The sequence below is a fragment of the uncultured Agrobacterium sp. genome, from assembly GCA_913777615.1.
GTDB lineage: Bacteria > Pseudomonadota > Alphaproteobacteria > Rhizobiales > Rhizobiaceae > Agrobacterium.
The window spans coordinates 175,034-199,933 of sequence record CAJYTK010000004.1 but is presented as its reverse complement, the minus strand read 5'-3'; the positions used below and the strand labels follow the sequence as shown (position 1 = coordinate 199,933).

At 58.7% G+C, this 24,900-nt stretch carries 17 protein-coding genes; 11 read left to right on the top strand and 6 right to left on the bottom strand.

The genetic code is table 11. The features are described from left to right. Positions 1–23: 23 nt before the first annotated feature. Positions 24–3,509 carry a carbamoyl-phosphate synthase large subunit gene (carB, locus tag QZ862_RS02940; protein ID WP_296097386.1) on the bottom strand — a complete coding sequence of 1,162 codons (3,486 nt, stop codon included), beginning with the start codon at positions 3,507–3,509 and terminating at the stop codon, positions 24–26. Between the two features lie 259 nt (positions 3,510–3,768). Here carB and QZ862_RS02935 point away from each other — a divergent pair, with 259 nt between their 5' ends. Beyond that, the gene (locus tag QZ862_RS02935; RefSeq protein WP_296097383.1) at positions 3,769–4,437 is read left to right on the top strand and encodes a glutathione S-transferase; all 669 of its coding nucleotides are present in this window, start codon (positions 3,769–3,771) and stop codon (positions 4,435–4,437) included. A gap of 74 nt (positions 4,438–4,511) precedes the next feature. Beyond that, positions 4,512–5,414: a neutral zinc metallopeptidase gene (locus QZ862_RS02930; protein ID WP_296041596.1), complete on the top strand. Its 903-nt coding sequence runs from the start codon at positions 4,512–4,514 to the stop codon at positions 5,412–5,414. Between the two features lie 72 nt (positions 5,415–5,486). On the opposite strand, the gene QZ862_RS02925 is transcribed toward QZ862_RS02930, so the two are convergent. Beyond that, complete coding sequence (locus QZ862_RS02925) at positions 5,487–7,901, bottom strand: DUF2309 domain-containing protein (protein WP_296097381.1); 2,415 nt, start codon at positions 7,899–7,901, stop codon at positions 5,487–5,489. A 4-nt stretch (positions 7,902–7,905) separates the two neighbouring features. Beyond that, a complete protein-coding gene (locus tag QZ862_RS02920) occupies positions 7,906–9,489 on the bottom strand; it encodes a proton-conducting transporter membrane subunit (RefSeq protein WP_296097379.1) in 1,584 nt (527 codons plus the stop codon). A gap of 121 nt (positions 9,490–9,610) precedes the next feature. On the opposite strand from QZ862_RS02920, the gene QZ862_RS02915 reads away from it, so the two are divergent. Beyond that, complete coding sequence (locus QZ862_RS02915) at positions 9,611–10,546, top strand: LysR family transcriptional regulator (RefSeq protein WP_296016265.1); 936 nt, start codon at positions 9,611–9,613, stop codon at positions 10,544–10,546. 249 nt (positions 10,547–10,795) lie between these two features. On the opposite strand, the gene QZ862_RS02910 is transcribed toward QZ862_RS02915, so the two are convergent. Continuing rightward, the gene (locus QZ862_RS02910) at positions 10,796–11,275 is read right to left on the bottom strand and encodes a DUF2938 domain-containing protein (RefSeq protein WP_296016266.1); all 480 of its coding nucleotides are present in this window, start codon (positions 11,273–11,275) and stop codon (positions 10,796–10,798) included. A gap of 193 nt (positions 11,276–11,468) precedes the next feature. On the opposite strand from QZ862_RS02910, the gene QZ862_RS02905 reads away from it, so the two are divergent. After that, complete coding sequence (locus QZ862_RS02905) at positions 11,469–12,869, top strand: MATE family efflux transporter (RefSeq protein ID WP_296097377.1); 1,401 nt, start codon at positions 11,469–11,471, stop codon at positions 12,867–12,869. Positions 12,870–12,907: 38 nt separating this feature from the next. Here the strand turns inward: QZ862_RS02905 and carA are convergent, their stop codons facing one another. Then, complete coding sequence (carA, locus tag QZ862_RS02900) at positions 12,908–14,113, bottom strand: glutamine-hydrolyzing carbamoyl-phosphate synthase small subunit (protein WP_296041585.1); 1,206 nt, start codon at positions 14,111–14,113, stop codon at positions 12,908–12,910. 327 nt (positions 14,114–14,440) lie between these two features. Between carA and QZ862_RS02895 the strand changes: the two genes are divergently transcribed. The 5 genes from QZ862_RS02895 (at position 14,441) to QZ862_RS02875 (ending at position 21,039) form a co-directional block, all read left to right on the top strand. Further along, positions 14,441–14,893 (top strand): GatB/YqeY domain-containing protein, encoded by a 453-nt coding sequence (locus tag QZ862_RS02895; protein ID WP_296097375.1) that lies wholly within the window; start codon positions 14,441–14,443, stop codon positions 14,891–14,893. Between the two features lie 501 nt (positions 14,894–15,394). Beyond that, on the top strand, positions 15,395–17,380 hold the full coding sequence (dnaG, locus tag QZ862_RS02890; protein ID WP_296097373.1) for a DNA primase: 1,986 nt from the start codon (positions 15,395–15,397) through the stop codon (positions 17,378–17,380). After that, a complete protein-coding gene (locus QZ862_RS02885) occupies positions 17,367–17,570 on the top strand; it encodes a hypothetical protein (protein ID WP_296097370.1) in 204 nt (67 codons plus the stop codon). Before dnaG ends, QZ862_RS02885 begins: the two co-directional genes overlap by 14 nt. Before the next feature lie 250 nt (positions 17,571–17,820). Then, positions 17,821–19,875 carry an RNA polymerase sigma factor RpoD gene (gene rpoD, locus QZ862_RS02880; RefSeq protein ID WP_296016278.1) on the top strand — a complete coding sequence of 685 codons (2,055 nt, stop codon included), beginning with the start codon at positions 17,821–17,823 and terminating at the stop codon, positions 19,873–19,875. Between the two features lie 159 nt (positions 19,876–20,034). After that, on the top strand, positions 20,035–21,039 hold the full coding sequence (locus QZ862_RS02875) for a DUF930 domain-containing protein (RefSeq protein ID WP_296097368.1): 1,005 nt from the start codon (positions 20,035–20,037) through the stop codon (positions 21,037–21,039). A gap of 46 nt (positions 21,040–21,085) precedes the next feature. Here QZ862_RS02875 and QZ862_RS02870 read toward each other — a convergent pair whose 3' ends face one another. Then, positions 21,086–23,638 (bottom strand): HWE histidine kinase domain-containing protein, encoded by a 2,553-nt coding sequence (locus QZ862_RS02870; RefSeq protein ID WP_296078558.1) that lies wholly within the window; start codon positions 23,636–23,638, stop codon positions 21,086–21,088. A 296-nt stretch (positions 23,639–23,934) separates the two neighbouring features. Between QZ862_RS02870 and QZ862_RS02865 the strand changes: the two genes are divergently transcribed. Together QZ862_RS02865 and QZ862_RS02860 are read left to right on the top strand one after the other, a co-directional pair. Beyond that, on the top strand, positions 23,935–24,357 hold the full coding sequence (locus QZ862_RS02865; protein WP_296097366.1) for a secondary thiamine-phosphate synthase enzyme YjbQ: 423 nt from the start codon (positions 23,935–23,937) through the stop codon (positions 24,355–24,357). A 121-nt stretch (positions 24,358–24,478) separates the two neighbouring features. Beyond that, the gene (locus QZ862_RS02860) at positions 24,479–24,823 is read left to right on the top strand and encodes a hypothetical protein (RefSeq protein ID WP_296078560.1); all 345 of its coding nucleotides are present in this window, start codon (positions 24,479–24,481) and stop codon (positions 24,821–24,823) included. Positions 24,824–24,900 lie beyond the last annotated feature (77 nt).

Genomic DNA, 24,900 nt, shown 5'->3' with positions numbered 1-24,900 from the left:
ACCTTTCGAACGGAAACTATGCCTTAGAAGTAGCTCTGCAGCGGCTTCACTTCGAGGTTGCCGGCCTTCAGCGCCTTGATGGCAAGGGCTGCGGCTTCGGCACCGGCCATGGTGGTGTAGTAGGGCACCTTCTGCATCAGCGTTGCGCGGCGTAGCGACTTGGAGTCGGAGATCGCCTTGTTGCTGTCGGTGGTGTTGATGACCAGCTGGACCTGACGGTTGCGAATGCCATCCTCAATGTGCGGGCGACCTTCCTGCACCTTGTTGATCTTCTCGGCTGCGATGCCCTGTTCGGCCAGGAAGCGCTGCGTACCGCCGGTTGCCAGGACCTTGAAGCCTGCTTCCACCAGAATGCGAATGGCGGGCAGAACGCCTTCCTTGTCCTGATCGCGAACCGAGACGAAGACCGTGCCAGAGCGGGGGAGATCGACGCCAGCGCCCAGCTGTGACTTGGCGAATGCCAGCGCGAAATCGGTATCGAGACCGATGACTTCGCCGGTGGAGCGCATTTCCGGTCCGAGCAGGATATCGACGCCAGGGAAGCGGGCGAAGGGGAAGACGGCTTCCTTTACGGCGATGTGCTTCAGGTTGCGCGGATCTGGCTTTTCGCCGTAGGCAGCAATTGCCTGATCGAGCTTCTCACCCGCCATGACGCGGGCTGCGATCTTGGCAATCGGCGCGCCGATGGTCTTGGCAACGAAGGGCACGGTACGCGACGCGCGCGGGTTGACTTCCAGAACGTAGATGGTGCCGTCCTTGATGGCGTATTGCACGTTCATCAGGCCGCCGACCTTCAGCGCCTTGGCAAGTGCTGCCGTCTGGCGTTCCAGTTCATCCAGCGTTTCGGGCGAGAGCGAGCGGGCAGGCAGCGAGCAGGCTGAGTCGCCCGAGTGAATGCCAGCTTCTTCGATATGCTCCATGATGCCGGAGACGAAGACGCTTTCGCCGTCGCACAGCGCATCCACGTCCACTTCGACAGCATTGGTCAGGTAGCTATCGAAGAGCAGTGGGTTCTTGCCGAGCAGCGTGTTGATCTGGCCGGTCTTGTCGTTCGGGTAGCGCTGCTTGATGTCTTCCGGCACGAGGCCTGGAACGGTGTCGAGCAGGTATGTCTGCAACTGGCCTTCCGAATGGATGATCTGCATGGCGCGGCCACCCAGAACGTAGGACGGGCGAACGACGAGCGGGAAGCCGATTTCGGAGGCGACGAGACGTGCCTGTTCGACCGAGTAGGCGATACCGTTGTTCGGCTGCGCCAGATCGAGCTTCATCAGCAGCTTCTGGAAGCGGTCGCGGTCTTCAGCAAGGTCGATCATGTCCGGCGCGGTGCCGAGGATAGGGATACCGTTCTTTTCCAGCGCTTCGGCAAGCTTCAGCGGGGTCTGGCCACCGAACTGCACGATGACGCCGACGAGTTCGCCCTTTTCCTGCTCCGCGCGCATGATCTCGATCACGTCTTCGGCGGTCAACGGCTCGAAATAGAGGCGGTCGGAGGTGTCGTAGTCGGTCGATACCGTTTCCGGGTTGCAGTTGATCATGATGGCTTCAAAGCCAGCATCCTTCAGCGCGAAGGCGGCATGGCAGCAGCAATAATCGAACTCGATGCCCTGGCCGATACGGTTCGGGCCACCGCCGAGGATGACGACCTTCTTGCGGTCGGACACCTGCGCTTCGGAGCGCAGTGCGCCGACGAAAGGCATCTCATAGGTGGAGTACATGTAGGCGGTCGGAGAGGCGAACTCGGCAGCGCAGGTATCGATGCGCTTGAAGACCGGACGCACATTCAGGCCGTTGCGCAGCTCGGCCACTTCTTTCGGGCGCTTGCCGGTCAGCGACGCGAGGCGGGCATCGGAGAAGCCCATGGCCTTCAGCATGCGCAGGTTTTCGGCATCGGTCGGCAGGCCGTGTTCGCGCACACGCGCTTCCATATCGACGATCGCCTTGAACTGGGCGATGAACCACGGGTCGATCTTGGAGTTCTCGTGCACTTCGGCTTCGGACATGCCCATGCGCAGCGCCTGGGCCACCATGCGCAGGCGATCCGGCGTCGGCGTGCCGATGGCAGCGCGGATGGCGTTCTTGGAGCCTTCGCCCTCTTCGTAGCCGGGGATTTCGATTTCATCGAGGCCGGTCAGGCCGGTTTCCATGCCCCGAAGCGCCTTCTGCAGCGATTCGGCGAAGGTGCGGCCAATCGCCATGACTTCACCGACGGACTTCATTGCGGTGGTAAGGATCGGCGAAGCGCCCGGGAATTTTTCGAAGGCGAAGCGCGGGATTTTCGTCACGACATAGTCGATGGACGGTTCGAAGGACGCAGGCGTTGCGCCTCCCGTGATGTCGTTGTCGAGTTCGTCCAGCGTGTAGCCGATGGCAAGCTTGGCCGCGACCTTGGCAATCGGGAAGCCGGTTGCCTTGGAGGCGAGCGCGGACGAGCGCGACACGCGCGGGTTCATTTCGATGACGACGAGGCGGCCATCCTTCGGATTGACGGCGAACTGCACGTTCGAGCCGCCGGTTTCGACGCCGATCTCGCGCAGAACCGCAATCGAGGCGTTGCGCATGATCTGGTATTCTTTGTCCGTCAGCGTCAGCGCCGGTGCAACGGTGATGGAGTCACCGGTGTGGACGCCCATCGGGTCGATGTTTTCGATGGAGCAGATAATGATGCAGTTGTCCGCCTTGTCGCGGACGACTTCCATTTCATATTCCTTCCAGCCGAGAACAGACTCTTCGACCAGAACTTCGGTGGTTGGGGAGGCGTCGAGACCGCCGGAGACGATATCGAAGAACTCAGAACGATTATAGGCAATGCCGCCGCCAGTACCGCCGAGCGTAAAGGACGGGCGAATGATGGCCGGGAGACCGACATGGTCGATCGCTTGGGCGGCGATTGCCATGGCATGCGCCATGTAGCGCTGCTTGCGGTCGGTCTCTCCGAGGTTCCACTGGTTTTCCAGCTCGTCGAGGGCCTTATCGAGTTCGGCGCCGGACAGCTTGCCCTTCAGTTCTGCGCGGGCTGCTTCGTGCTTCTTGCGGTCGGCATCCTTGATCTCGGTGGCGTTGGCCAACATCGAGCGCGGGGTTTCGAGACCGATTTTCGCCATAGCTTCACGGAAGAGGGCGCGGTCTTCGGCCTTGTCGATCGCTTCTGGCTTGGCGCCGATCATCTCGACATTGTAGCGGTCGAGCACGCCCATGCGCTTCAAGGAGAGCGCGGTGTTGAGTGCCGTCTGGCCGCCCATTGTGGGCAGCAGCGCATCGGGGCGCTCCTTGGCGATAATCTTTGCAACCACTTCCGGCGTGATCGGTTCGACGTAAGTCGCGTCCGCAAGGCCGGGGTCCGTCATGATGGTGGCGGGGTTGGAGTTGACCAGGATGACCCGGTAACCTTCTTCCTTCAGCGCCTTACAGGCCTGGGTGCCGGAATAGTCGAATTCGCATGCCTGACCGATGACGATCGGTCCCGCGCCAATGATGAGGATGGATTTGATATCTTGGCGCTTTGGCATGGCTCTCGTTCCGCTTTCGTGTTGCGCAAAAAACGGCCATGGTGAAGGTTCACCGGCCGGGGCGCGCAATTCCAAATCTTTTCAGGCTAGAAGCGGCTTATAGGCAAATGTTTTGGCGAACGGAACCCCGAATCTTCGCTTTCCGACAGGAAAGTTCGCCTGTCGTAAAAGGAGCAGGCCGGGTGATCCTTCGCGCCCCATCATCCGTAAGCCTTATCAATCGCTTCAATCATCGCTTCCAACCGGATGCAGGATAAACATGATCATCGTTCATTACCTGGAAAACTCGCGCGCACACCGCATTCTCTGGCTGCTGGAAGAACTTGAGTTGCCTTATGAGGTGAGGACCTATAAGCGCGGATCGGACATGCGCGCGCCGAAGAGCCTGAAGCAGGTGCATCCGCTGGGCAAGTCACCCGTGATCGAAGATGGTGGCAAGGTCTATGCCGAAAGCGGCGCGATCATCGAGTATCTCCTCGACACCTATGGCGAGGGCAGGTTCCGGCCAGAGAGGGGCACGGATGATTACCGTCGCTATCTTTACTGGCTGCATTATGCCGAAGGCTCGGCAATGCCGCTGCTCCTGCTCAAGCTTCTCTTCTCACGCCTGCCAAGCCAGATGCCGTTTTTTCTACGCCCTGTGGCGGGGCTTATCTCCAAGGGAGTCTCCGGAAAGCTCATCGATCCGCAACTCATCGACCATGTGGCCTACTGGGAGGCGGAGCTTTCAAGGCAAGGTTATTTTGCCGCAGACATGTTGACCGGCGCCGATATTGCCATGAGCTTTCCGGTCGAGGCGGCCATGAGCCGTGCGGACGGCGTGGGTGAAACGAAGGCGATCAGACGCTTCCTTGACGCCATCCGCGCACGCCCTGCCTATCAACGCGCCCTCGCTAAGGGTGGGGCCTACAGCTACTCCCGTAGCTGACACCGGCACTCCTCTTGCGGGAACGCTTTGCGGCAATTAGCGTTTAGCGCAAGCATATTGAAGGGGAGATTGCCATGCAGTGGAGAGGGCGCCGCCAGTCGGACAACATCGAAGATAGACGCGGCATGTCCACCGGCGGCATGGGCGGCGGCGGTGGTTTCCGCTTGCCGACCGGAGGTCGGGGCGGTGGTATCGGGATTGGCGGTCTCGTCGTCATCCTGTTGATCAGCTGGGCACTCGGTATCAATCCGCTGACGTTGTTGTCGGGCGGCGACATGTATTCGGATAGCGGTAGTCAGCAACAGCAGCAGACGGGTACGCGCCCGCAAGGCCAGTCCAGCGACGAAACCACAGCCTTTGTCCGAACCATTCTGGCAGAGACCGAAGATACCTGGGGCAAGATCTTCCAGGCTTCCGGCGAGACTTATCAAAAGCCGACGCTCGTGCTGTTCTCAGGCCAGGTGCGCTCCGCGTGCGGTAACGCAACATCCGCATCCGGTCCGTTCTATTGCCCGGTGGATCGCAAGGTCTATCTTGACACAGACTTCTTCCGCGAGCTTTCGCAGCGCTTCGGTGCTTCGGGCGACTTTGCCCAAGCCTATGTAATAGCGCATGAGGTGGGGCACCACGTCCAGAACCTCACCGGCGTGCTTCCGGAATTCAACCAGCGTCGCCAGTCCATGAGCGAGAGCCAGGCCAACGCGCTTTCAGTGAAGGTGGAACTGCAGGCCGATTGCTATGCCGGCATCTGGGGCAAGTCCACCCAGCAGAAGGGTATTCTCGAGGCTGGCGATCTGGAAGAGGCGCTGAATGCCGCCCACCAGATCGGTGACGACACGCTGCAGAAGAAAACGCAGGGCTATGTGGTTCCCGATAGCTTCAACCATGGCACGTCGGCGCAGCGCGTGGAATGGTTCCGCCGTGGCTTTGACAGCGGACGGGTCGAGGACTGCGATACGTTTTCGGCTGATATTTGAGGGCCTTGATGCTCTTCTAGTCATCCTCGCCTCAAGGGCGAGGATGATAGCGGCGCGGGCGGAGTCCTCTCGTCAGCTTGCCAGCTTCTGAGATGAAGCTTCACTCTCCCTATTACCCACACTCTCCCAGCTTCCACCGGTTTTGTAGCGCCAGGTAAGCTGTCCCTTATCGTCCATCAAGACGAGTGAGAGCCAACCGTTGTCGAAAAGCGCCTGGACCTGTGGATGCCTGTGAAGGATGTCGGTAATGGCGTGCTTTGGAGCTTCGACGGCAACAGCCAGGCGCAGCGGCTCATGGACGAGGTTTTCGCCATCATGGACAGACTGCCAAGGAAGGCCGGCGCGCAAGTTGCCGCCGTTGCCTTCGACAACGCCGATGCCGCCGACGACGTTGTGCAGCAGCTTGTTGCCTGCTCCGAACAAGGATGGTGCGACCGCAGAGCCGAAATATTGCAGGCTGATCCAGCTTGCGACGACCACGGGGGCGGTCAGGATAAGTTCGAGGATCTTGAAGTCCTCGTCCTTCTGCCAGACATAATCGTGCAGGAAGGCCTGGCCCTCCAGAGACCGGCCGGCTGTGCGTGACCGGGGAGCTGCGATGAAGGCGCGGCACCCGGCAAGGCCGAGTTCAGGCCGGGTTTCGGACCAGTCGCGCGCGCGGGCAGTCAGGTTCTTGCCCGTTGCCCGTGGAAGACGCTCTGCCCGCTCCGCTCTGGTCAGACGGCCTGCATCGGTCAGCCACTTGCGGATTTGCGCGAGATCCTTGTGCGCGATGTCGCTGTCCAGATCGGCTTCGAACAGCGTCACGCCGTCGGTGGTTGTATCGTGCAGACCGGCGATGAAGACGGAATCGGCCGGAATGTGGATACCCTTTTCTGACAGCGCGTCGCGCACGGCTCTGTCGTTGATCAGGTCTGCCAGCAGCCGCGCATTGACATCACCTGCGTGACCGCCGCAGGCGCCGCAATGGAGTGCGCTGGCATAGGGGTTGTTGACGACATTGGCGCCGTGGCCGCAGATCAGCACGAAGCGAGCGAAGCCTTCTGTCAGTGACATGGCTTTCAGCACCTTTTCGGCTATGGCAGCTCTCGTTTCCAGATCGATATCCTGGGAGAAGCGAGGCTTGACCTTGTCCGGCGCGTTGCCCTTGGTGAAACGCAGGCCGTCGCGCAATAGCTTGCCGGCATAGACCGGACCCATCGCCTCGACAAAGGCGAAGGAGGAAACGGCGGCAAGCTTGAACCTGCCCCAGGCGCGAATGCCACGGGCACCGAAGCGGGCTTTCTGATCTGCACCCTTGTCGTCATCGACGGCGCTGCAACTGAACACCGAGGGTTTCAGCAGGACCGGAAGCCTGTGTTCGGCGGTATCTGACGCGAAAGCGTGGTGACTTGTGCCGAGACCGAAGAAACCGGCAAAGCCGAGCGTGCGAATTCTGGCGTCCATCGTTTCGAGCGAGCGCCGGAAGACTTCGGAACGTACATCGATACAGAAAGCTGCCTGGAGAATGGGGCGCTGGTCTACGTCCTTCATCTCGCAAGGGGTAGCAAGCACAGCGGCGAGCTTGCGCTCTGCCGCCCGTTCGGCAGCAGCTTGGAGGATGCTGTCGATCAGCGTGTCGCGACCGGGCGTGACCGGTTCGACATGAGCCTTGCGAACATTGCGCCATTCGCTTTCGATGTTTGTCTTATGCCGCAGGTAAAGCGCTTCTTCGAAAATCAGCCGGATTGCAAGGAGTTCGAGCGCAGTCGTGTCCTCACCACCGTCGATCTCCGCCTTGAACTGTATGTGGCGGGCAAATTGCGCCCAGCCGCCAAGAGTGAGCAGCAGTTGATGGAAATAGGTTCCCGGCTCTGCGCCAAGGCCGAGCGAAACCGCTGCCCGCTCGATTGCCGCATGGGGCGTTTCCGGCGTATCGGCCACATGGGTGCCGAAGCCCTTCAGGCCCAGAATTTCCGGCGTCAGATCGTGCGTGGCAAAGGCCCGCCAGGCGGCGTAAAGCCCGTTGCGACGCGACGCTGCCCACAGCGCCTGGCCTTGATCGAAAAAGCCAGCTGCAAAAGTGCCGATCCGATCCGAAACGATGCCCGACCAGTCCTTGCCGCTTGTCCGTCCAGCCAGATCGGCCACTGTTGGAAGCGCGGCAGCTAAAGGTGCATCACTGAGCAACGCGGCCTTGATATCATCCAGGTCGATGTCCTTCGAGATAGAGCTTGTCTTGAGCACTGCGAGGAGGTCCTCGTCAGTCATGTCGCCTCTGGCGAGTTTATCGGCAAAGTGCTTGCGAGGGAGCGAAAGGCGCACACCGCCGATGCGGGCCAGCAGCGCCGCGGTCTGGTCGAAGCTATCGTCCACCTGGCCGAGGAAGGGGTTGACGGCAACGGTCGCCGTCAGAGGCCAGGCCGGTGGTATGGCTTTAACGGCATCGGCTGCGGCCTTTGCGAGAGTGTCGCCGTGCAGTGTGTCGATAGTGATGGTGCCGGTCATGAGTTCACTCCTTCACCGAAGCCGAGGTTGCAGAGGCAGATGCGGGAAGTCTCCAGCCGCCAAGCAGGTGATCGAAGAGGGCGTTGACGTAAAGCCCATTTGCGAGATGTACGCGCAGACCTGCCGCCGCCGGATGATAGGCCCAGAGGGGAAAGAGCGACTGGGCGACCGCCACAAGGCCGAAGGTAACGACGGCCAGCAGCATCAGCGTCCATTCCAATGGACCAGGCTGGGGCGGAGGCGGGAGCGTGCCGTGCATCAGCCCTTCCGCAATTTTCTGCAGGGCGAAGTAGGCGGTGGCGGCCAGGACGGCGTAGAGGGACGTCCGCCAGGTCAGCGCCCAAGGTGCGGCATCGGCAAGACCCTGGGCGATGAGGTAGGCGACGCCGAAGATGAGGATCGCACCGAGAGCAAGTGACTGTGGCGGTTTGTCGCCGAAACTGAAGAGGAGGCCAATCACAGCATAGATCGCGAGAGCTAGAAGGAAGGCGCGGGTGACCGCCTTGGCGTTGGGGATGGTGATCGGGCCAGGGCGACGGATGGAAGCTACGGTTTCTATGGCCGAACCTGAGGAGAGGAAAGAATGCGCCTTGTAGAGCGAATGCGCCACGATGTGCAGAAGCGCGATGGGGAAGAGCGCCAGGCCGCATTGCAGGATCATGAATCCCATTTGCGCGACCGTCGACCAGGCGAGCGACGTCTTGACCGCGGACTGAGTGAGCATGACCACGCTGCCGAAAATTGCGGTGAAGCCGCCGACCATCACCAGAACCGCAAGCACGATTGGCGCCTGGAGCATGATATCGGCGAAGCGAATGAGGAGAAAGCCGCCGGCATTCACGACGCCCGCATGCAAGAGCGCAGAAACCGGCGTTGGCGTTTCCATGACTTCCGTCAGCCAACCATGGGTTGGAAATTGCGCAGATTTCAAAAGGGCAGCAACAGCCAGGAGTGCTGCAGCGGCAATCGTCAGCGGCATACCCTGTCCCTGCTGGGCTTTGATCAGAATGGTGGCGATGTCACCGGTCCTGAATGCGATGGCCAGCAGAATGACAGCGAACATCAGGGCGACATCGCCCAGCCGTGATACGAAGAACTTCTTGCGGGCTGCGCGTGTGGCCGCAACTCGCTCGGGGTAGAAGACCAGCAACTGATGAAGCAGAAGACTTGACGCGCACCAGCCGATGACGAGCTGCAGTAATGTACCAGCTTGAACAAGCAGCAGAACCGCGCCAAGTGTTGCTGTCATCCAGCCAGTGAACGGTCCTTGCCGGACTTCGCCGTCAAGAAACGTCCCCGCGTAGCGCAGCACGATCCATCCGATGAAGGAAACGAGGAGGAGCATGGTGAGGCTGACAAGGTCAAGTCTCGAGGCGAGCGCGATGTAGCCGTAGCCGATCGTCGGGCCGGTGCCCGGTCCCTGGAACGTGAGGACAAGTCCTGAAAGGAGCGCAATGACAATGGACGCCAGTGCGGCAAGTTCAGCGACGCGGATCGCTGCACGGGGCCGAAGACCAGGTGCCGTGAAAGCACGATACGAGGCGTAGGCGAGAAAAAGCGGAGCGAGGAGCGGTAGAGCGTAGATCACGAAAGTTCTCCGTTCTGTGGGCTGCTTGGGAGGAGCAGGGATGTGGGGGCAACGGAGTAGCAGGAACCACAAGCGCATAAAAATTCATTGTTTCTGCAGTAACGTTCTATAAAATAGAACGATGTCCGATCTCAATTATCATCATCTTCGCTATTTTCGCGCTGTCGCCCATGACGGCAATCTAACGCGTACCGCCGAACGATTGAACCTGTCGCAGTCTGCATTGTCCATTCAGATCAAGCAGTTGGAGGAGCGGTTGGGCCACGCGCTGTTCGAGCGGCGCGGGCGGCAGCTTTACTTGACCGAAGCGGGCCGTATCGCGCTCGACCGTGCCGATACGATCTTTGCCGCTGGTGAAGAACTGATTGAAACGCTGAAGGAAACGGGGCGAAGCCGCCGTGCCATTCGTATTGGCGCACTGGCCACGCTGTCGCGCAACTTCCAGATCGAGTTCCTGCGCCCGATTATGGGCCGCTCGGATGTCGACATGATTCTCCGTTCGGGCAGTACGAGCGAGCTTCTGCGCGCGCTGGAAACGCTGAACCTCGATATCGTTCTTTTGAATCAGCCGCCGATGGCCGATTCCGTTACGCCCTTCATCGCGCAACACATCTATCAGCAACGGGTCAGTCTCGTCGGCAGGCCGTCTTTGGGCAAGGCGGGAGCAACCCTTGCTGATCTGCTGGCCGAACATCCGGTGATCCTGCCGACGCTCGAGAGCGGCGTTCGCTCCCAATTCGAGGCCTTGATTTCGCGTCTGGGTCTCATCCCGCAGATTGCCGCCGAGGTGGATGACATGGCCATGATGCGTCTTTTGGCGCGTGAAGGAGCAGGGCTTGCCGTTCTGCCTCCCATCGTGGTCAAGGGGGAACTGGAAGCCGGAACGCTCATCGAGTTCGATGCGCTGCCGGGCATGGTCGAATCCTTTTACGCCGTCACCATCAAGCGTCGGTTTCCCAATCCGCTGTTAAAGCCCCTTCTTCAAGGCGTTGAAGATGACCGGACCGAGGCTCTCAATCCTGGCACGTCTGGTCTCGCAAGATCTCGTCATGAATGAAACGGCCAGAGGTCGGGTCGTCACAGACATCGATATGTCTGTTGATGGAGCTGAATAGCTCGAGGGTCAGCACCAAGGCAGCCAGCACAGATAGCCCGATGACTGCGAACACAGACTTCGTCTTACGTGACAAGCGAGGTCCTCGTGATCGAGACAGGAGCGCTCCTATTGCGCATCATGATTGCCACAGCATCTGGCGTCGATGCAAAAACCGGAGAGTCCGGTGTGTGCCGATAGATCGACGGCGCTTTACGCTATCGCCAGTGCGGTGACGAACATGCCGAGGGCGAAGATGGTGTGGGCGACAAGGTTCAGTGCACGCACCTTGTTGGGGTTGGGGGTCTTCGAAGCGGCCCAGCCGATGCCGAGGCCGGGTTGAAGCAAGAACCAGCCTGCGGCAACGGTGACGATCCCGACGATGAAGGGCAGTAGGAAGGTCGGCGCTGCAAACCAGCCCGGCGGCACAATGAGCGCAAGCAGAACGCCGTAGAGGATGCCGACCGCATAATGAGCGATCCAGCCGATTGCCACCTCATTGGCGTGCGGCTCAGCGGTCGCAATGCTGTCGTGGAAGACTGTGCCTTTCGGAAGGTGCCAGAACCAGCGACCGACGGGTCCCCAGTTCGCGGCGGGTTGGCCGAAGGCACGATGGAGGACGATTGCCCAGATGTCCATGAAAACCGTGCCGCCAATCCCCATCGCTACGCCGCGCCAGAGAATTTCCCCCATTCGTCTTCCCTCCCGAATCTCGATTGCGAAAACATGTCTTGCGCCTGGGTGTGAGGCAAGGGCAGGTGCAGGCAGAAAGGCTTCATTTTTAGACAGGGCGCCTTTTTCTTGCGCAGGTCAGCCAAGTCTTTTATGCATTGGAGCGACCGCTTCCAGCATCCTCTGGAAGCGGTTTCAGTTTGAGGGTGAGATCATGTCTTCGTCGGAAGTTGTCGGGAACGTGTCGCAGGGCGGCAGTTCATGGGCGGCGCATTTCCGTGCCACGCTTGCATTGGGCATTCCGCTGATCGGGGCGCAACTTGCGCAACTTGGCATTCATACCACCGATATGATCATCGTTGGTCAGCTTGGTGCGGAGAAGCTTGCCGCCATGGTGCTGGCTGGCCAGTTCTTCTTTGTGGTCTTCATCTTCGGTACGGGCTTCTCGGTTGCCGTCGTTCCCATGGTCGCCAATGCTTACGGGCAGGGGGATGCGACATCGGCGCGGCGAGCGCTGCGCATGGGCATGTGGGTGGCGATAGCCTACTGGTTCCTGGCGCTTGGCATCTTCTACAATGCGGAGCGCATTCTGCTGGCACTCGGGCAAAACCCGAATGTGGCAAAGCTGACGGGCGACTATCTCGCCATTTCCAAGTTTGGCCTGCTTCCGGCGTTGTTGTTTTACGTGATGCGCGGACTCGTCAGCGCGATCGGTCGTGCCAGCGTTATTCTCTACGCCACCATTGCCATGCTGTTGCTCAACGGCGTGCTTGCCTATGCTCTGGTCCTCGGCCACTTCGGATTTCCCGCCATGGGTATGAATGGGGCTGCTATCGTGGCCGTCATCGTCAATACGTTCAGCCTCATCTTCATTGTCTTCTACGTCCAGACGCGGGACGAAACCAGGCAATACGAGCTGTTTGTCCGCTTCTGGAAACCGGACTGGAATGCGCTTGGCGAGGTCCTGCGTCTCGGTCTGCCGATCAGCATCACCATATTGGCCGAAACCATGCTGTTTTCCGCGGCGTCCATTCTCATGGGTCAGATCGGGACCATCGAGCTCGCGGCGCATGGTATCGCTCTGCAATTGGCATCGATTGCGTTCATGATCCCGCTTGGACTGTCGCAGGCGGCGACGGTACGTATTGGTGTCGCGCATGGTCGCGGCGATTATCCGAACCTCATTCGCGCTGCGATTACGATCTATGTGGTTGCCTGCGTCATTGCGCTGAGTGGTGGCATTCTCTTCGCAGCCATTCCCGGCAAGCTGGGCGGTCTGTTCCTTGATGCACATCTGCCGGAGGCGCCTCAGGTTCTCGCTTACGCGAGCTCGCTCATCATCATGGCAGGGTTGTTCCAGCTGGTAGATGGCATCCAGGCAGTGGCGGCAGGCCTGCTGCGCGGCCTGAAGGATGCGCGTATTCCGGCGATACTGGCGTTGATTTCCTACTGGCCGATCGGTTTTGCGCTCGCCTGGACCATGGCGTTCCCGCTCGGCTTCGGTGGCGTGGGGGTCTGGTCCGGATTTGTCGTCGGCCTGACGGCAGCAGCGATCATGCTGACCACACGTTTCTACCGGTTGGTGAAGCGTGAAATGCAAACGGCCCGCGGTTAAGCGGGCCGGTTATAAGTTCAACTGATCTTTGAATCTTATCAGCGCTCTGCGAGGGCCGGTTCGCCCTTCTTCTCACGCAGCAAATTGACGAAACGGCGGAAGAGGTAGTGGCTGTCCTGCGGGCCAGGAGACGCTTCCGGGTGATGCTGCACCGAGAAGACCGGCTTGCCGGTGATGCGCAGGCCGCAATTGGTGCCGTCGAAAAGCGAAGTGTGAGTCTCTTCAACGCCTTCCGGAAGAGACTTCGCGTCCACTGCAAAGCCGTGGTTCATCGAAACGATTTCCACCTTGCCGGTGGTGAAGTCCTTGACCGGGTGGTTTGCGCCGTGGTGGCCCTGGTGCATCTTCTCGGTCTTGGCGCCAACGGCAAGACCGAGCATCTGGTGGCCGAGGCAGATGCCGAAGATCGGCAGCTCGGTCTTGATCAGGTTCTGGATGACCGGAACGGCGTAAGCGCCGGTTGCCGCAGGATCTCCCGGGCCGTTGGAGAGGAAGACGCCATCCGGCTTCAGTGCCATGATGTCTTCAGCAGAGGTCTGAGCCGGAACGACGGTGACCTTGCAATCCAGACCGGCGAAGAGGCGCAGGATATTGCGCTTCACGCCGAAGTCGACGCAGACGACATGGTACTTGGCGTCTTGCTCACCGAGCGTGCCGTAACCTTCGCCCCAGACCCATGGCGTCTCGTTCCAGACGGAGGACTGGCCTGACGTCGCTTCGATAGCGAGGTCGAGACCGACGAGACCGCTCCAGGCCTTGGCTTCATCCTTCAGCGCTTCGATGTCGAAGACACCGTTCGGGTCGTGGGCGATGACAGCGTTCGGTGCGCCGTTCTCACGGATCCATGCGGTCAGCGCACGGGTGTCGATGCCGCAGAGACCGATGATGCCGCGGCTCTTCAGCCAGGCGTCGAGATGCTTGGCGGCGCGGTAGTTCGACGGATCGGTGATGTCGGCCTTGAAGATGACGCCGACCGCGCCGTGGCGTGCTGCCGGCGTCAGGTCTTCGATGTCTTCGTCGTTGGTGCCGATATTGCCAATATGCGGGAAGGTGAAGGTGACGATCTGGCCGAGATAGGACGGGTCGGTGAGGATTTCCTCATAGCCCGTCAGCGCTGTGTTGAAGCAGACTTCCGCCTGAACCTTGCCTGTTGCGCCGATACCGGTTCCCTCGATCACGGTGCCATCTGCAAGAACGAGCATGGCGGTCGGTTTGCGTGTTGTCCAGGGAGCTGTCTCGGTCATCTCGTTTTCCGTTTCTGCCGGTCCGGCCCGCCTCTTGAAAGGCAGGACGAAAGCGGTCATGTTTTCTCGCGGAGTAAGGACGCGCGAAAGCCTTCGCGTCGTAACCTTCGTTAAATTCTCGTGCAGGTGCCGGAAAATAACGGAAGCGGTCCGTGCGGTCAACCGCGAGGCCGGTGAATCCGCAGGAATTAAAAGCGAGCCTGCTCAAACACTTAAGCAAACAGTTTGCCGATTGGCGCCTGCTCGTTTATGTCACCGGCACAATTGTTAAGGAAAGGTCTGCGCTGGAAATATCTTCCGGCCCGGCTCTTCCAAGGAGAAACAGAGATGATCCGCGATACATTCGCAAGCGCCCTGAAAGAAGCCATGAAGGCCAAGGATGCCCTTCGCCTTTCGACGATCCGTCTGGTGCAGACGGCCATCAAGGATCGCGATATCGCCAATCGCGGCGTCGGCAAGGAGCCGGTGTCGGACGAGGAAATCCTGCAGATTCTCGCTAAGATGATCAAGCAGCGCGAGGAGTCCTCTGCCATCTACGAAAAGGCCGGGCGTGAGGAACTTGCCAATCAAGAGCGCGACGAGATCGCCATCATCAAGTCCTTCATGCCGGAAGAAATTCCCGAGGCCGAGGTTCGCGGCATCATCGAAGGCGTGATTGCCGAGACGGAGGCATCCGGCCTGCGCGACATGGGCAAGGTCATGGCGGTTCTGAAGGAGCGCTATCCCGGTCGTATCGATTTCGCCAAGGCATCCGCGCAGATCAAGGAACTGCTGAAGTAATCCTTCGAGCTTTGCCGGAGTGTGAAAATAAGAAAGGCAGGGCATATGTGGGTGCCCTGCCTTTCTTTTACCGGAAGGTACGCCTGCGGACGGGCGTTCTCTTATAGGGCAAGCGGTGGGGGGATGTTGCCCTGGCCTTCCGAATTTACTCTCAACACTCGACCTCATGTCGATGATCAGAGAGTGCCACGCGGCTTCTGGTTCTTCAAATTACAAATAGGTAATTTGGAGCCGATGGTTTCTGCCGCAATTTTGCCCGAAGTTTCGATAGAGGCGGTGATCTGCGTCGGAGAGCGCTATGCGTCCCATCGAACGCAAAAAGGACGCTTTGCCTTGTTGAAACTACGCATCGTGCTTTCTGAAAACAGCATCCGATTTTCGGGCCGATTCTGTTGCCGTAGACTGTGAATAACGGGCATGAGGGTGCGGCAGGCTTGGTATTTCACTGCTTACGGGCTTATATAGAAGATCGGCGGATGGCCGACAGAGATTTCAGGTAAAATGCGCTTTTCAAACTCCTTCCTCGACGAGATACGCGACCGGGTGAACATCTCCGATGTCATCGGCAAACGTGTGACGTGGGACCGGAAGAAGAGCAACGCGTCGAAAGGCGACTTTTGGGCCTGCTGCCCCTTTCATGGCGAGAAGAGCCCGAGCTTTCACTGCGAAGATCGCAAAGGACGCTACCATTGCTTCGGCTGCGGGGTGTCGGGAGATCACTTTCGCTTTCTGACCGACCTCGACGGTATGGCTTTTCCCGAGGCTGTGCAGCAAATCGCCGACATGGCGGGTGTCGCCATGCCGCAGCCGGACGTGCAGGCCGAACGACGCGAGCGCGAGCGCGCCTCGCTTCAGGACGTCATGGAGATGGCGACCCTGTTCTTTCAGGACCGGTTGCAAACGGCAGTTGGCGCGAGAGCGCGCGCTTATCTGCGCGATCGCGGGCTGACGGGGCGCACCATCGAGACCTTCCGGCTGGGTTATGCGCCCGATAGTCGCAATGCGCTGAAAGAGCATCTTGCGGCCAAAGGCATTACCAAGGAGCAGATGGAGGCCTGCGGCCTTGTCGTGTATGAGAATGTGCCGCTTTCCTACGACCGTTTCCGCGACCGCATCATGTTTCCGATCCTGTCTGCGCGTGAAAAGGTCATCGCTTTCGGTGGCCGCGCCATGGCCTCCGATGCGCTGGCGAAATATCTCAACTCCAACGAGACCGAACTCTTCCATAAGGGCAGCGTCCTCTACAATTTCGCCCGCGCGCGCCGAGCGACGCAGTCTGCCGGTACCGTCATTGCAGTCGAAGGCTATATGGATGTGATTGCGCTCTACCAGGCGGGTGTCGAGAACGCGGTTGCGCCGCTCGGAACGGCGTTGACGGAAAACCAGCTCGAACTTCTCTGGAAAATGTCGTCGCAGCCGATTCTGTGCTTCGATGGCGACGGGGCGGGTATTCGCGCTGCAAACCGTGCCGCCGATCTTGCGCTGCCGCATATCAAACCCGGTCGTTCAGTAAGTTTCGCGCTGCTGCCCGACGGCAAGGATCCGGACGATCTGGTGCGCCATGAGGGCAGGGCGCCTTTCGACCGCGTGCTTTCAGAAGCAAAGCCACTGGCCTCGATGATCTGGAGCCGTGAAACCGCGTCCACCGCTTTCGATACGCCGGAAAAACGCGCCGAACTGGAAAACCGTCTTCGCCAGATCGTTTCGGTCATCGGCGACGAAAGTGTGCGCCGTTTCTATCAGCAGGATATGCGTGACCGGCTGAATGCATTCTTCCAGCCGCAGTTTCAACGCGGCGGCAACACGATGCCGAACCGCAATTTCGGGCGCGGGGCTCCCGCTCAGGTGAGAAATGGACAACGCGGTCAGGGGAACGCCTCATCCGGTAATAGTGGGGGGATTTCCGATCGGCTCAGTCAGTCCGGTCTCGTCAAGGGCTATCTCGCAACGCCCGCCCTTCGTGAAAGTGTGCTGGCGCTGACCATCGTCAATCATCCGCAGCTGTTGCTTGAGGAGTATGACGAGATTGCCGCCATCGATTATGAAAACCGTGATCTTCAGCGGCTGTGGTCTCAGGTCTTGACCTATGCGGCAGAAAACGCCGCCGACCTGTCTCGCGACGGGCTGATGGAGCGGATGGAGGCTCAAGGGTTCGGGGCGCTGGTGAAGGCGATGAACCAGCAGGTGCGCAATGCACGGCTCTGGACAGCGACCGAGCAGGCGGCGCCCGAGGATGCGCGAGAAGGCTATATTCAGGCGCTATCGCTGCACAAACGTACCAAGGCATTGCGTTGGCAGAAGATCGATCTGGAGCGAGAGATCGCCGAGGCAACGGAGGTGGGGGATGGAGAGCGCGTCGGTCTTTTGATGCGCGCGCTTTCCGAAGTGCAGCTCGAGATCGGGCGCATGGAGAATCAGGAAGCGATCATCGATGGGTTCGGCGTGATGTCGGGCAGGGTTAAGGGGCCTGCCTATGGTCATGGATGACGCCGCTCCTCACCTGGAAATTCTGCAACGTTTTGCGCGGCACGGTTTTTCTGTTTCGACGCGCTCAGGCTTGCCTTTTGAGATTATTGCCCTAAATAGGGGATACGTTGGTGAAGGCCCGCAAAATGTTGCCGCTATGACGGCTTTTTCGGTTTTTAACCCTAGGTCTGGCCGGAAAGGCTTGACGTAACGGGAAATAGCGGGAATCACCATTTCAGGAAAAGTAAGGTGGAATGGACCTTGGCGGATCGAAACTGCATGAGCATGTATTTCCGGATGCAATGTCTTGAGGTTCCACCGGCATGTGCCGCGTTTAATCGGCAATTAAAGATCATTCCGTTAGGTGTTTGACGTGATTCGGGGCTGCTGCCGGAAACCTTTATGAGGTGGAGGGCGTTGGCCCGAGGCGGATAGTAGCGTCAGGGAAAGCGACGAGATAGATGGCAACCAAAGTCAAAGAAAACGAAGAAGCTGAAAACGAACGCGATGGCGCGACGGATGGGCCGCTTCTCGATCTTTCGGATGACGCGGTCAAGAAAATGATCAAGGCCGCCAAGAAGCGCGGCTACGTCACCATGGATGAGCTGAACGAAGTTCTGCCGTCCGATCAGGTCGATCCCGATCGCATCGAAGACATCATGGCGATGCTCAGCGAGATGGGCATCAACGTTGTAGAAGACGAGGACGCCGAGGAAGCTTCCCCCGAGGCCGACGGCGACGATTCCGACAGTGACGAGTCCGAAGGTGGCGAACTTGCGCCTTCCAGCGGCACGGCCGTTGCAACCGCCAAGAAGAAAGAACCGACAGACCGAACCGACGACCCGGTGCGCATGTATCTGCGCGAAATGGGCTCAGTAGAGCTTCTGTCGCGCGAAGGCGAAATTGCCATTGCCAAGCGCATCGAGGCCGGCCGCGAGACGATGATCTCGGGCCTGTGCGAGAGCCCTTTGACGTTCCAGGCGCTGATCATCTGGCGCGACGAACTCAACGAAGGCACGACGCTGCTGCGCGAGATCATCGATCTTGAAACTACCTATTCCGGTCCTGAGGCCAAGGCCGCGCCGCAGTTCCAGAGCCCGGAAAAGATCGAGGCTGACCGCAAGGCTGCCGAAGAAAAGGAAAAGACCCGCCGCGCGCGTAACCCGGGCGGTGACGACGACGTGACCAATGTCGGCGGCGAAGGCTTGCCGCCGGAAGAGGAAGAAGAGGACGACGACGAGTCGAACCTGTCTCTTGCCGCTATGGAAGCGGAACTGCGTCCGCAGGTCATGGAAACGCTCGACACGATTGCCGATACCTACAAGAAGCTGCGCAAGCTTCAGGATCAGCAGGTCGAGGCGCGTCTTGCGTGCACGGGTACGTTGTCCACCGGTCAGGAGCGTCGCTACAAGGAGCTGAAGGATCAGCTGATCACGGCGGTGAAGTCGCTGTCGCTGAACCAGAACCGCATCGACAGCCTTGTCGAGCAGCTCTACGACATTTCCAAGCGTCTGATGCAGAACGAAGGCCGTCTGTTGCGTCTTGCCGAATCCTACGGCGTGAAGCGCGATAGCTTCCTGGAGCAGTATCACGGCGCGGAACTCGATCCGAACTGGATGAAGTCCATTGCCAACCTTGCAGCCAAGGGCTGGAAGGAATTTGCGCGCGAAGAGAACAATACGATCCGCGATATCCGCCAGGAAATTCAGAATCTGGCACAGGAAACCGGTATTTCGATCGCCGAATTCCGCCGCATCGTTTCGATGGTGCAGAAGGGTGAGCGCGAAGCACGTATCGCCAAGAAGGAAATGGTGGAAGCCAATCTTCGTCTGGTGATCTCGATTGCCAAGAAGTACACCAACCGCGGTTTGCAGTTCCTCGATCTCATTCAGGAAGGCAATATCGGCCTGATGAAGGCGGTCGACAAGTTCGAATATCGTCGCGGCTACAAGTTCTCGACCTACGCCACATGGTGGATTCGTCAGGCGATCACCCGCTCGATTGCCGACCAGGCGCGCACGATCCGTATTCCAGTGCATATGATCGAAACGATCAACAAGATCGTTCGTACATCGCGCCAGATGCTGCATGAAATCGGTCGCGAACCGACGCCGGAAGAGCTGGCTGAAAAGCTGGCCATGCCGCTCGAAAAGGTCCGCAAGGTCCTGAAGATTGCCAAGGAGCCGATTTCTCTCGAAACGCCGGTCGGTGATGAAGAGGATTCGCATCTCGGTGACTTCATCGAGGACAAGAACGCGCTTCTACCGATCGACGCTGCCATTCAGGCAAACCTGCGCGAAACGACGACCCGCGTTCTGGCATCGCTGACGCCACGCGAAGAGCGCGTGCTCCGCATGCGCTTCGGTATCGGCATGAACACCGACCACACGCTGGAAGAAGTTGGACAGCAGTTCTCGGTAACGCGCGAACGTATCCGTCAGATCGAAGCCAAGGCGCTGCGCAAGCTGAAGCACCCGAGCCGTTCGCGCAAGCTGCGCTCGTTCCTCGACAGTTGATCGGCCTGCCGCCAAAATTTCAAAACCCGGTCAGACGATGGCCGGGTTTTTTGCTTTCTTGAGGTTTTCGGTTTTCATGCCGGAACTGCCAATAAAATCCTTGGGGTCAATATCGCCCCAACCCTTCGCGCGAACCCTGCTTTGGCCGCTTGAGAACTGATGCCTATGGAAAGACGCTCGAAACAGAACATGCAGCAAGTGATGTGGGTCGTCCTGGCCTCCGTGCTGATGCATGGTTTGCTCCTCGTGACGCTCTACCGTTATGGCAACTATCAGATTTCGACCTCTTCTGAACCTGAGAGCGTGAGCGTGGAACTGGTAGAGCCTCCTAAAGAGAAGCCGCCTCCAGAAGAGAAGAAAGCGGAAGAAACGAAGAAGGCGGAAGAGGCGAAGAAACCCGAGCCGCCGACTCCGCCGCAGGAAAGTCCAAGGGCTTCGAGCCTTCCAAGCGTTGCGATTCGTCCGGACAAAACGCAGCTCGATGCGCGCGATGAGCCAGGCGAGCAGACGGATGAGGGTGGGCAGGAAAAGCCTCAGCCGACAGAAGCGGTCGACGCAGGCGCTGAAAACGCGCAGTCCAACATCGAAAACAGTCAGGAGAATTCTCAATCCTCTCAGATGCCGGAGAAGCTGGATTTCACAGGGATGCCAGCCAATGCTGCCGTCGGTGAGATACTAGCCTCTGATAAGCCGAGCGCTCAGGATCAAGTGGCCACCGCTATACCGCTGCCGAGACCAGAGACAGAAGGTCGAAAGTCTGGACAAGCGCAAGCGCCGACCTCCGGTGAGGGGAACCCGCAACTGAAACCTGTGAAGAAAATACTGGCGAGCGGTAAACGTCCGCGTCCCATGCTTCGCCAGATCATGGGCAAGTTACCTCCGCAGAAGCGTGTCGAGCAATTGTGTGTAGCGGAGACGATGGCTCAGATCGGACGCAGCCGCGGACCTTATGTTGGACTACAACCTCACACACTGAAGAATTACCCGATTTCGGGCAATGTCATGGACGCGAAGGGCGCCTTTTACACTGGCGCTCAGTGGATATCGGTCTACTACCGGTGCGTCGTCGATATCGACAAATATATCGTGACCGATTTTCGTTTTCTCATCGGCGATCCGCTCACCTCCGATGACGTCAAGCGGTTGAAGCTTCCAGGCGGCTGACCGTCGTATCGTGAAGCAGACATGCCAAACCGCGTTGTGATGCGCTTCAGGCGCTCACCTTCTTACCCACGAGTTTCCCGATTGACGCCAGAAGAGACGCCTCGTCATAGGGCTTGCGGATGATCGGCACATGCGCCAGTTCTCCTGGCACCATGATGCCATCGCCATAGCCTGTGGCGAACATGAATGGAATTTCGCGTCTCAGCAACTCATATGCCACCGGGATCGAGGTGTCGTTGCCGAGGTTGATGTCGAGGATGGCGACATCCGGTTTGGCCGTCTTCAGCTTTTCGAGCGCCATAGCGGAGGACGAGGACGTTTCGATATCTGTAATACCGTGCTGTTCGAGCATGTACTCCACGTCCATAGCGATGAGCATCTGGTCTTCGACAAGAAATACGTTCAACTTTTCCTCCGGCGAGTAGGCTGCGGGATCGGCTCTTCCGCCAAACTGAGTGTCGATATTTGCCTCCGCGACGCTAATTGAGGCGTGACGTGCGGGTATAACGATCTGGGCTTCCAGCCCATGGGGCAGGTAATCGATGCGGCTCTTGCCACCGAGATCATAGGGCACGCTACGGCTGATGAGCGCCGTACCGAAGCCGGTTTTGGCCGGGGGCGTTATGTGTGTGCGTGCTTTTTCCTGCCAGTCGAGAACGCAATCGCGCCGCTCGTTTAGCTGCCAGCTGACGTAAAGCTCTCCGCCAGAATGGGCGAGAGCGCCATATTTGGCGGCGTTGGTTGCAAGTTCATGCAAGACCAGCGCCATAACGGAAAAGGCGCGCGAATCGACCATCACAGCAGGTCCATCGAGCGTGATCGTCGTTTCGGGTGACCGGTGGGGCGAAAGTTCGGCCTCCAGAAGGTCTTTCAACATGCCGCCGCCTTCGCCGCGCACCACTTGGTCGTGGGCAAAGGAGAGCGCCTGGATGCGACCCTTCAAGGCCGTGACATAGTCTTCCAGAGTGCGGCCTTCCTGCGTGGGATTGCCAACCAGCGACTTGATAATGGCCAACACGTTCTTGACGCGGTGGTTCAACTCTTCATTGAGCATTCGCTGGCGCACTTCGGCGCGGGCTCTTTCATCCGCCATCAATTCGCTATGGCGAAACGCTACTTCCACCAGAGCCACACGCGTTGCCTCGGCGATCTGGCGGTCTTCCTCGGTCCAGGGCTGGGCCTGTTGATGGACAGTTTCCTTCCAGATGGCAAAGCTCTTGCGTGGAGTCAGACGATCCCCCAGAGGGCCGGTCTGGTAAGATTTCTCCGGATTGCCGCCCCAATTGAGCGTCTGGATCAATTCCTTGCGGAAGAACAGCAGGTAGTCGCTCTTCACCTGCGAGAGCGAGACAGCCATCAGACCTGCCGTCTGGCTGCTGTACAACTCTGCTTCGGGCAGGTGGTGAAAGAGGGCATGGGTGGCCCAAACCTTGCCATCGGCCACGGAATGCAACAGCCTGCCAATCTGGGGAATGGAAGCTTCCGGCGGCGTGCTTCCGACGCCATACCAGTTGTCATTCATCCAAAGTCCGACACCGTCGCAAGGCATCAGTGTTTTGAAATCGTGCAGGTTGTCCGCGAGAAGCTCTTCTATATCCGATTGATGAGTCGCAAGGCGCAGGAACCTGTCGAGTGCGGCATGGGCATCCTGCGTCGTCATCAGCTTTTTATGCTGCTTAAGCGCCTGGAGGTGCAGGGAAAAGAACTCACCGAACATTTCCGCCGCAATCCGCACCGACATTGGCAGAATACGCGGAGAATAGTGATGACAGGCGATCAATCCCCACAACTCGCCTTCGACGATAATGGAAATCGACATGGAGGCCGAGACGCCCATATTGCGCAGATATTCGCAATGGATGGGAGAAACGCTACGCAAATGGGCATAGGAGAGGTCGAGGTGTTCTCCCGATGCATCGACGCGCGGGATCACCGGAACAGCGTCGCCCGTCGTATTGGAAATGATCCGGAGCGTGTTTTTGAGATAAAGCGTACGCGCCTGCTGTGGAATATCGCTGGCAGGAAAATACTGGCCAAGGAAACTCTCCAGCGAAGGCTGTTTTGCCTCGGCGATGACCTTGCCGGCACCATCCTGCTCAAACCGGTAGATCATCACCCGGTCATAGCCGAGCATCGCTTTGACGAGCCTTGAAGTTCGGGAAATGAGGCTGTCGACATTGTCGGCCTCGCGAATCCGATCAATCATCAACTGCGCGGTATGCAGAGGCTGGGCCTCTTCATTGGCAATCTCGAGCTCGATGATCGTGACGGATTTATAGCGATGGATGGCAATATCGAAGGCCTTGCCATTTGCTAGGCGGACACCCGGTAGAAGGGCTGCGCGGTTGCTGCTTGCCGTTACCGTCAAGGCGTTGCGCAGATCGTGGACGACCTCGTGACCGAAAATCTCTTCTGCCTGTCTTCCCGACAAATCGCCGGAAACGCCGAGAAACGCCTCGCAGTTTTCAGAATAGCGCAGAATGGTGCGCATCGCATTATCGCAGACGATAAGACATCCATGCGGCTGAATGCTGCCAGGAATATGGATCGGTTCTTTGTCACAGTTCGTGAGATCGACCTTTTGGTCTAAAGGCATCATGAGTCAGTGTTCCGAGCGCAGTGTTGTAGTGAACTGCTGGTAGACCGCACTTCGGTTCGAAGATTGAGTCAGGCCGAAGTAACGGGTTGTCTCTCTTTTTTCAAAAGAGGGTGCAAAAATGCCGGAGCAGCTGTCTTGCATTTCGTAGGATTTGCATATTCCAAGTTCTTCTGCGCTTGCAAGGCATTTCATAGATCGTCTCGTTCGTGGTGGAGTGCGCACATCACGCGCAGACTTTGCCCCATAGTTCATAATAACGCCGCGCCTTTACTTTGGTTCCGACAGGATAAACGATAATGCCACAGAAAATGATCGAGCTTTCAACACGGGGACAGGGTCTCTACGAGTTTACCGATGAAGCCGCGCAATTCGTTTGGGGCGCCGGGCTCGATGAAGGGCTCTTGACCGTCTTCGTTCGGCACACGTCATGTTCGCTGATCATCCAGGAGAATGCCGATCCAGATGTGCGGCGCGATCTGAAGATGTTCTTCTCCCACCTCGTGCCACCCTCCAGCGATCCGGCGATGAGCTGGGTCGCTCATACGATGGAAGGGCCAGACGATATGCCTGCGCATATCAAAGCGGCGCTGACGCAAGTTTCCATCGGCATTCCCGTGGCATCCGGGCGGTTGGTGCTTGGCACATGGCAGGGTCTTTATCTTTTCGAACACAGGGATCGCCCGCACCGGCGCGAGGTGGTCTTGCATATTTCTACATGAGGATTTGCTGAACCATGGGTGAATAGCCGGTTCTGATAACGTTCAGCCGCCATTGATTAGTTTCTCCTCATCGGTCGGGCGAGCGTGCCGGACCTCAGGGTTTAGAAATGGAGCAAGTCCCATGATTGGCAACTTTGTAAAAGCAGGTTTGGCAGCGCTGATTGCGCTTGGCGGTCTAGCGGCCACAGCCTCCAGCGCCTCTGCGGATGGTGTCCGCTATGGTATCTACGTTCAAGATGGCTATCGTCACGGTGGGCATGGAGCCCCAGGCTGGGGTCGTCCGGATCGCGGTCGCGATCGCTGCTCGCCATGGCTTGCGGAAGAGAAGGCAAGCCGCATGGGCATTCGTCGCGCTCGCGTTGTCGATGTTTCGCCGCGCCGCGTCGTTGTCGCCGGCTTCGATCGCTACGGCCGCGACCGCGTCGTGTTTGCCAATGTTCGTGGATGCCCGGTCATCCGCCGCTAATTCCTGATCGCTGATTCGATCAGAACAATGCCCCCGTCATGAGAATGGCGGGGGCACTTTTGTTTTGACCGATATTT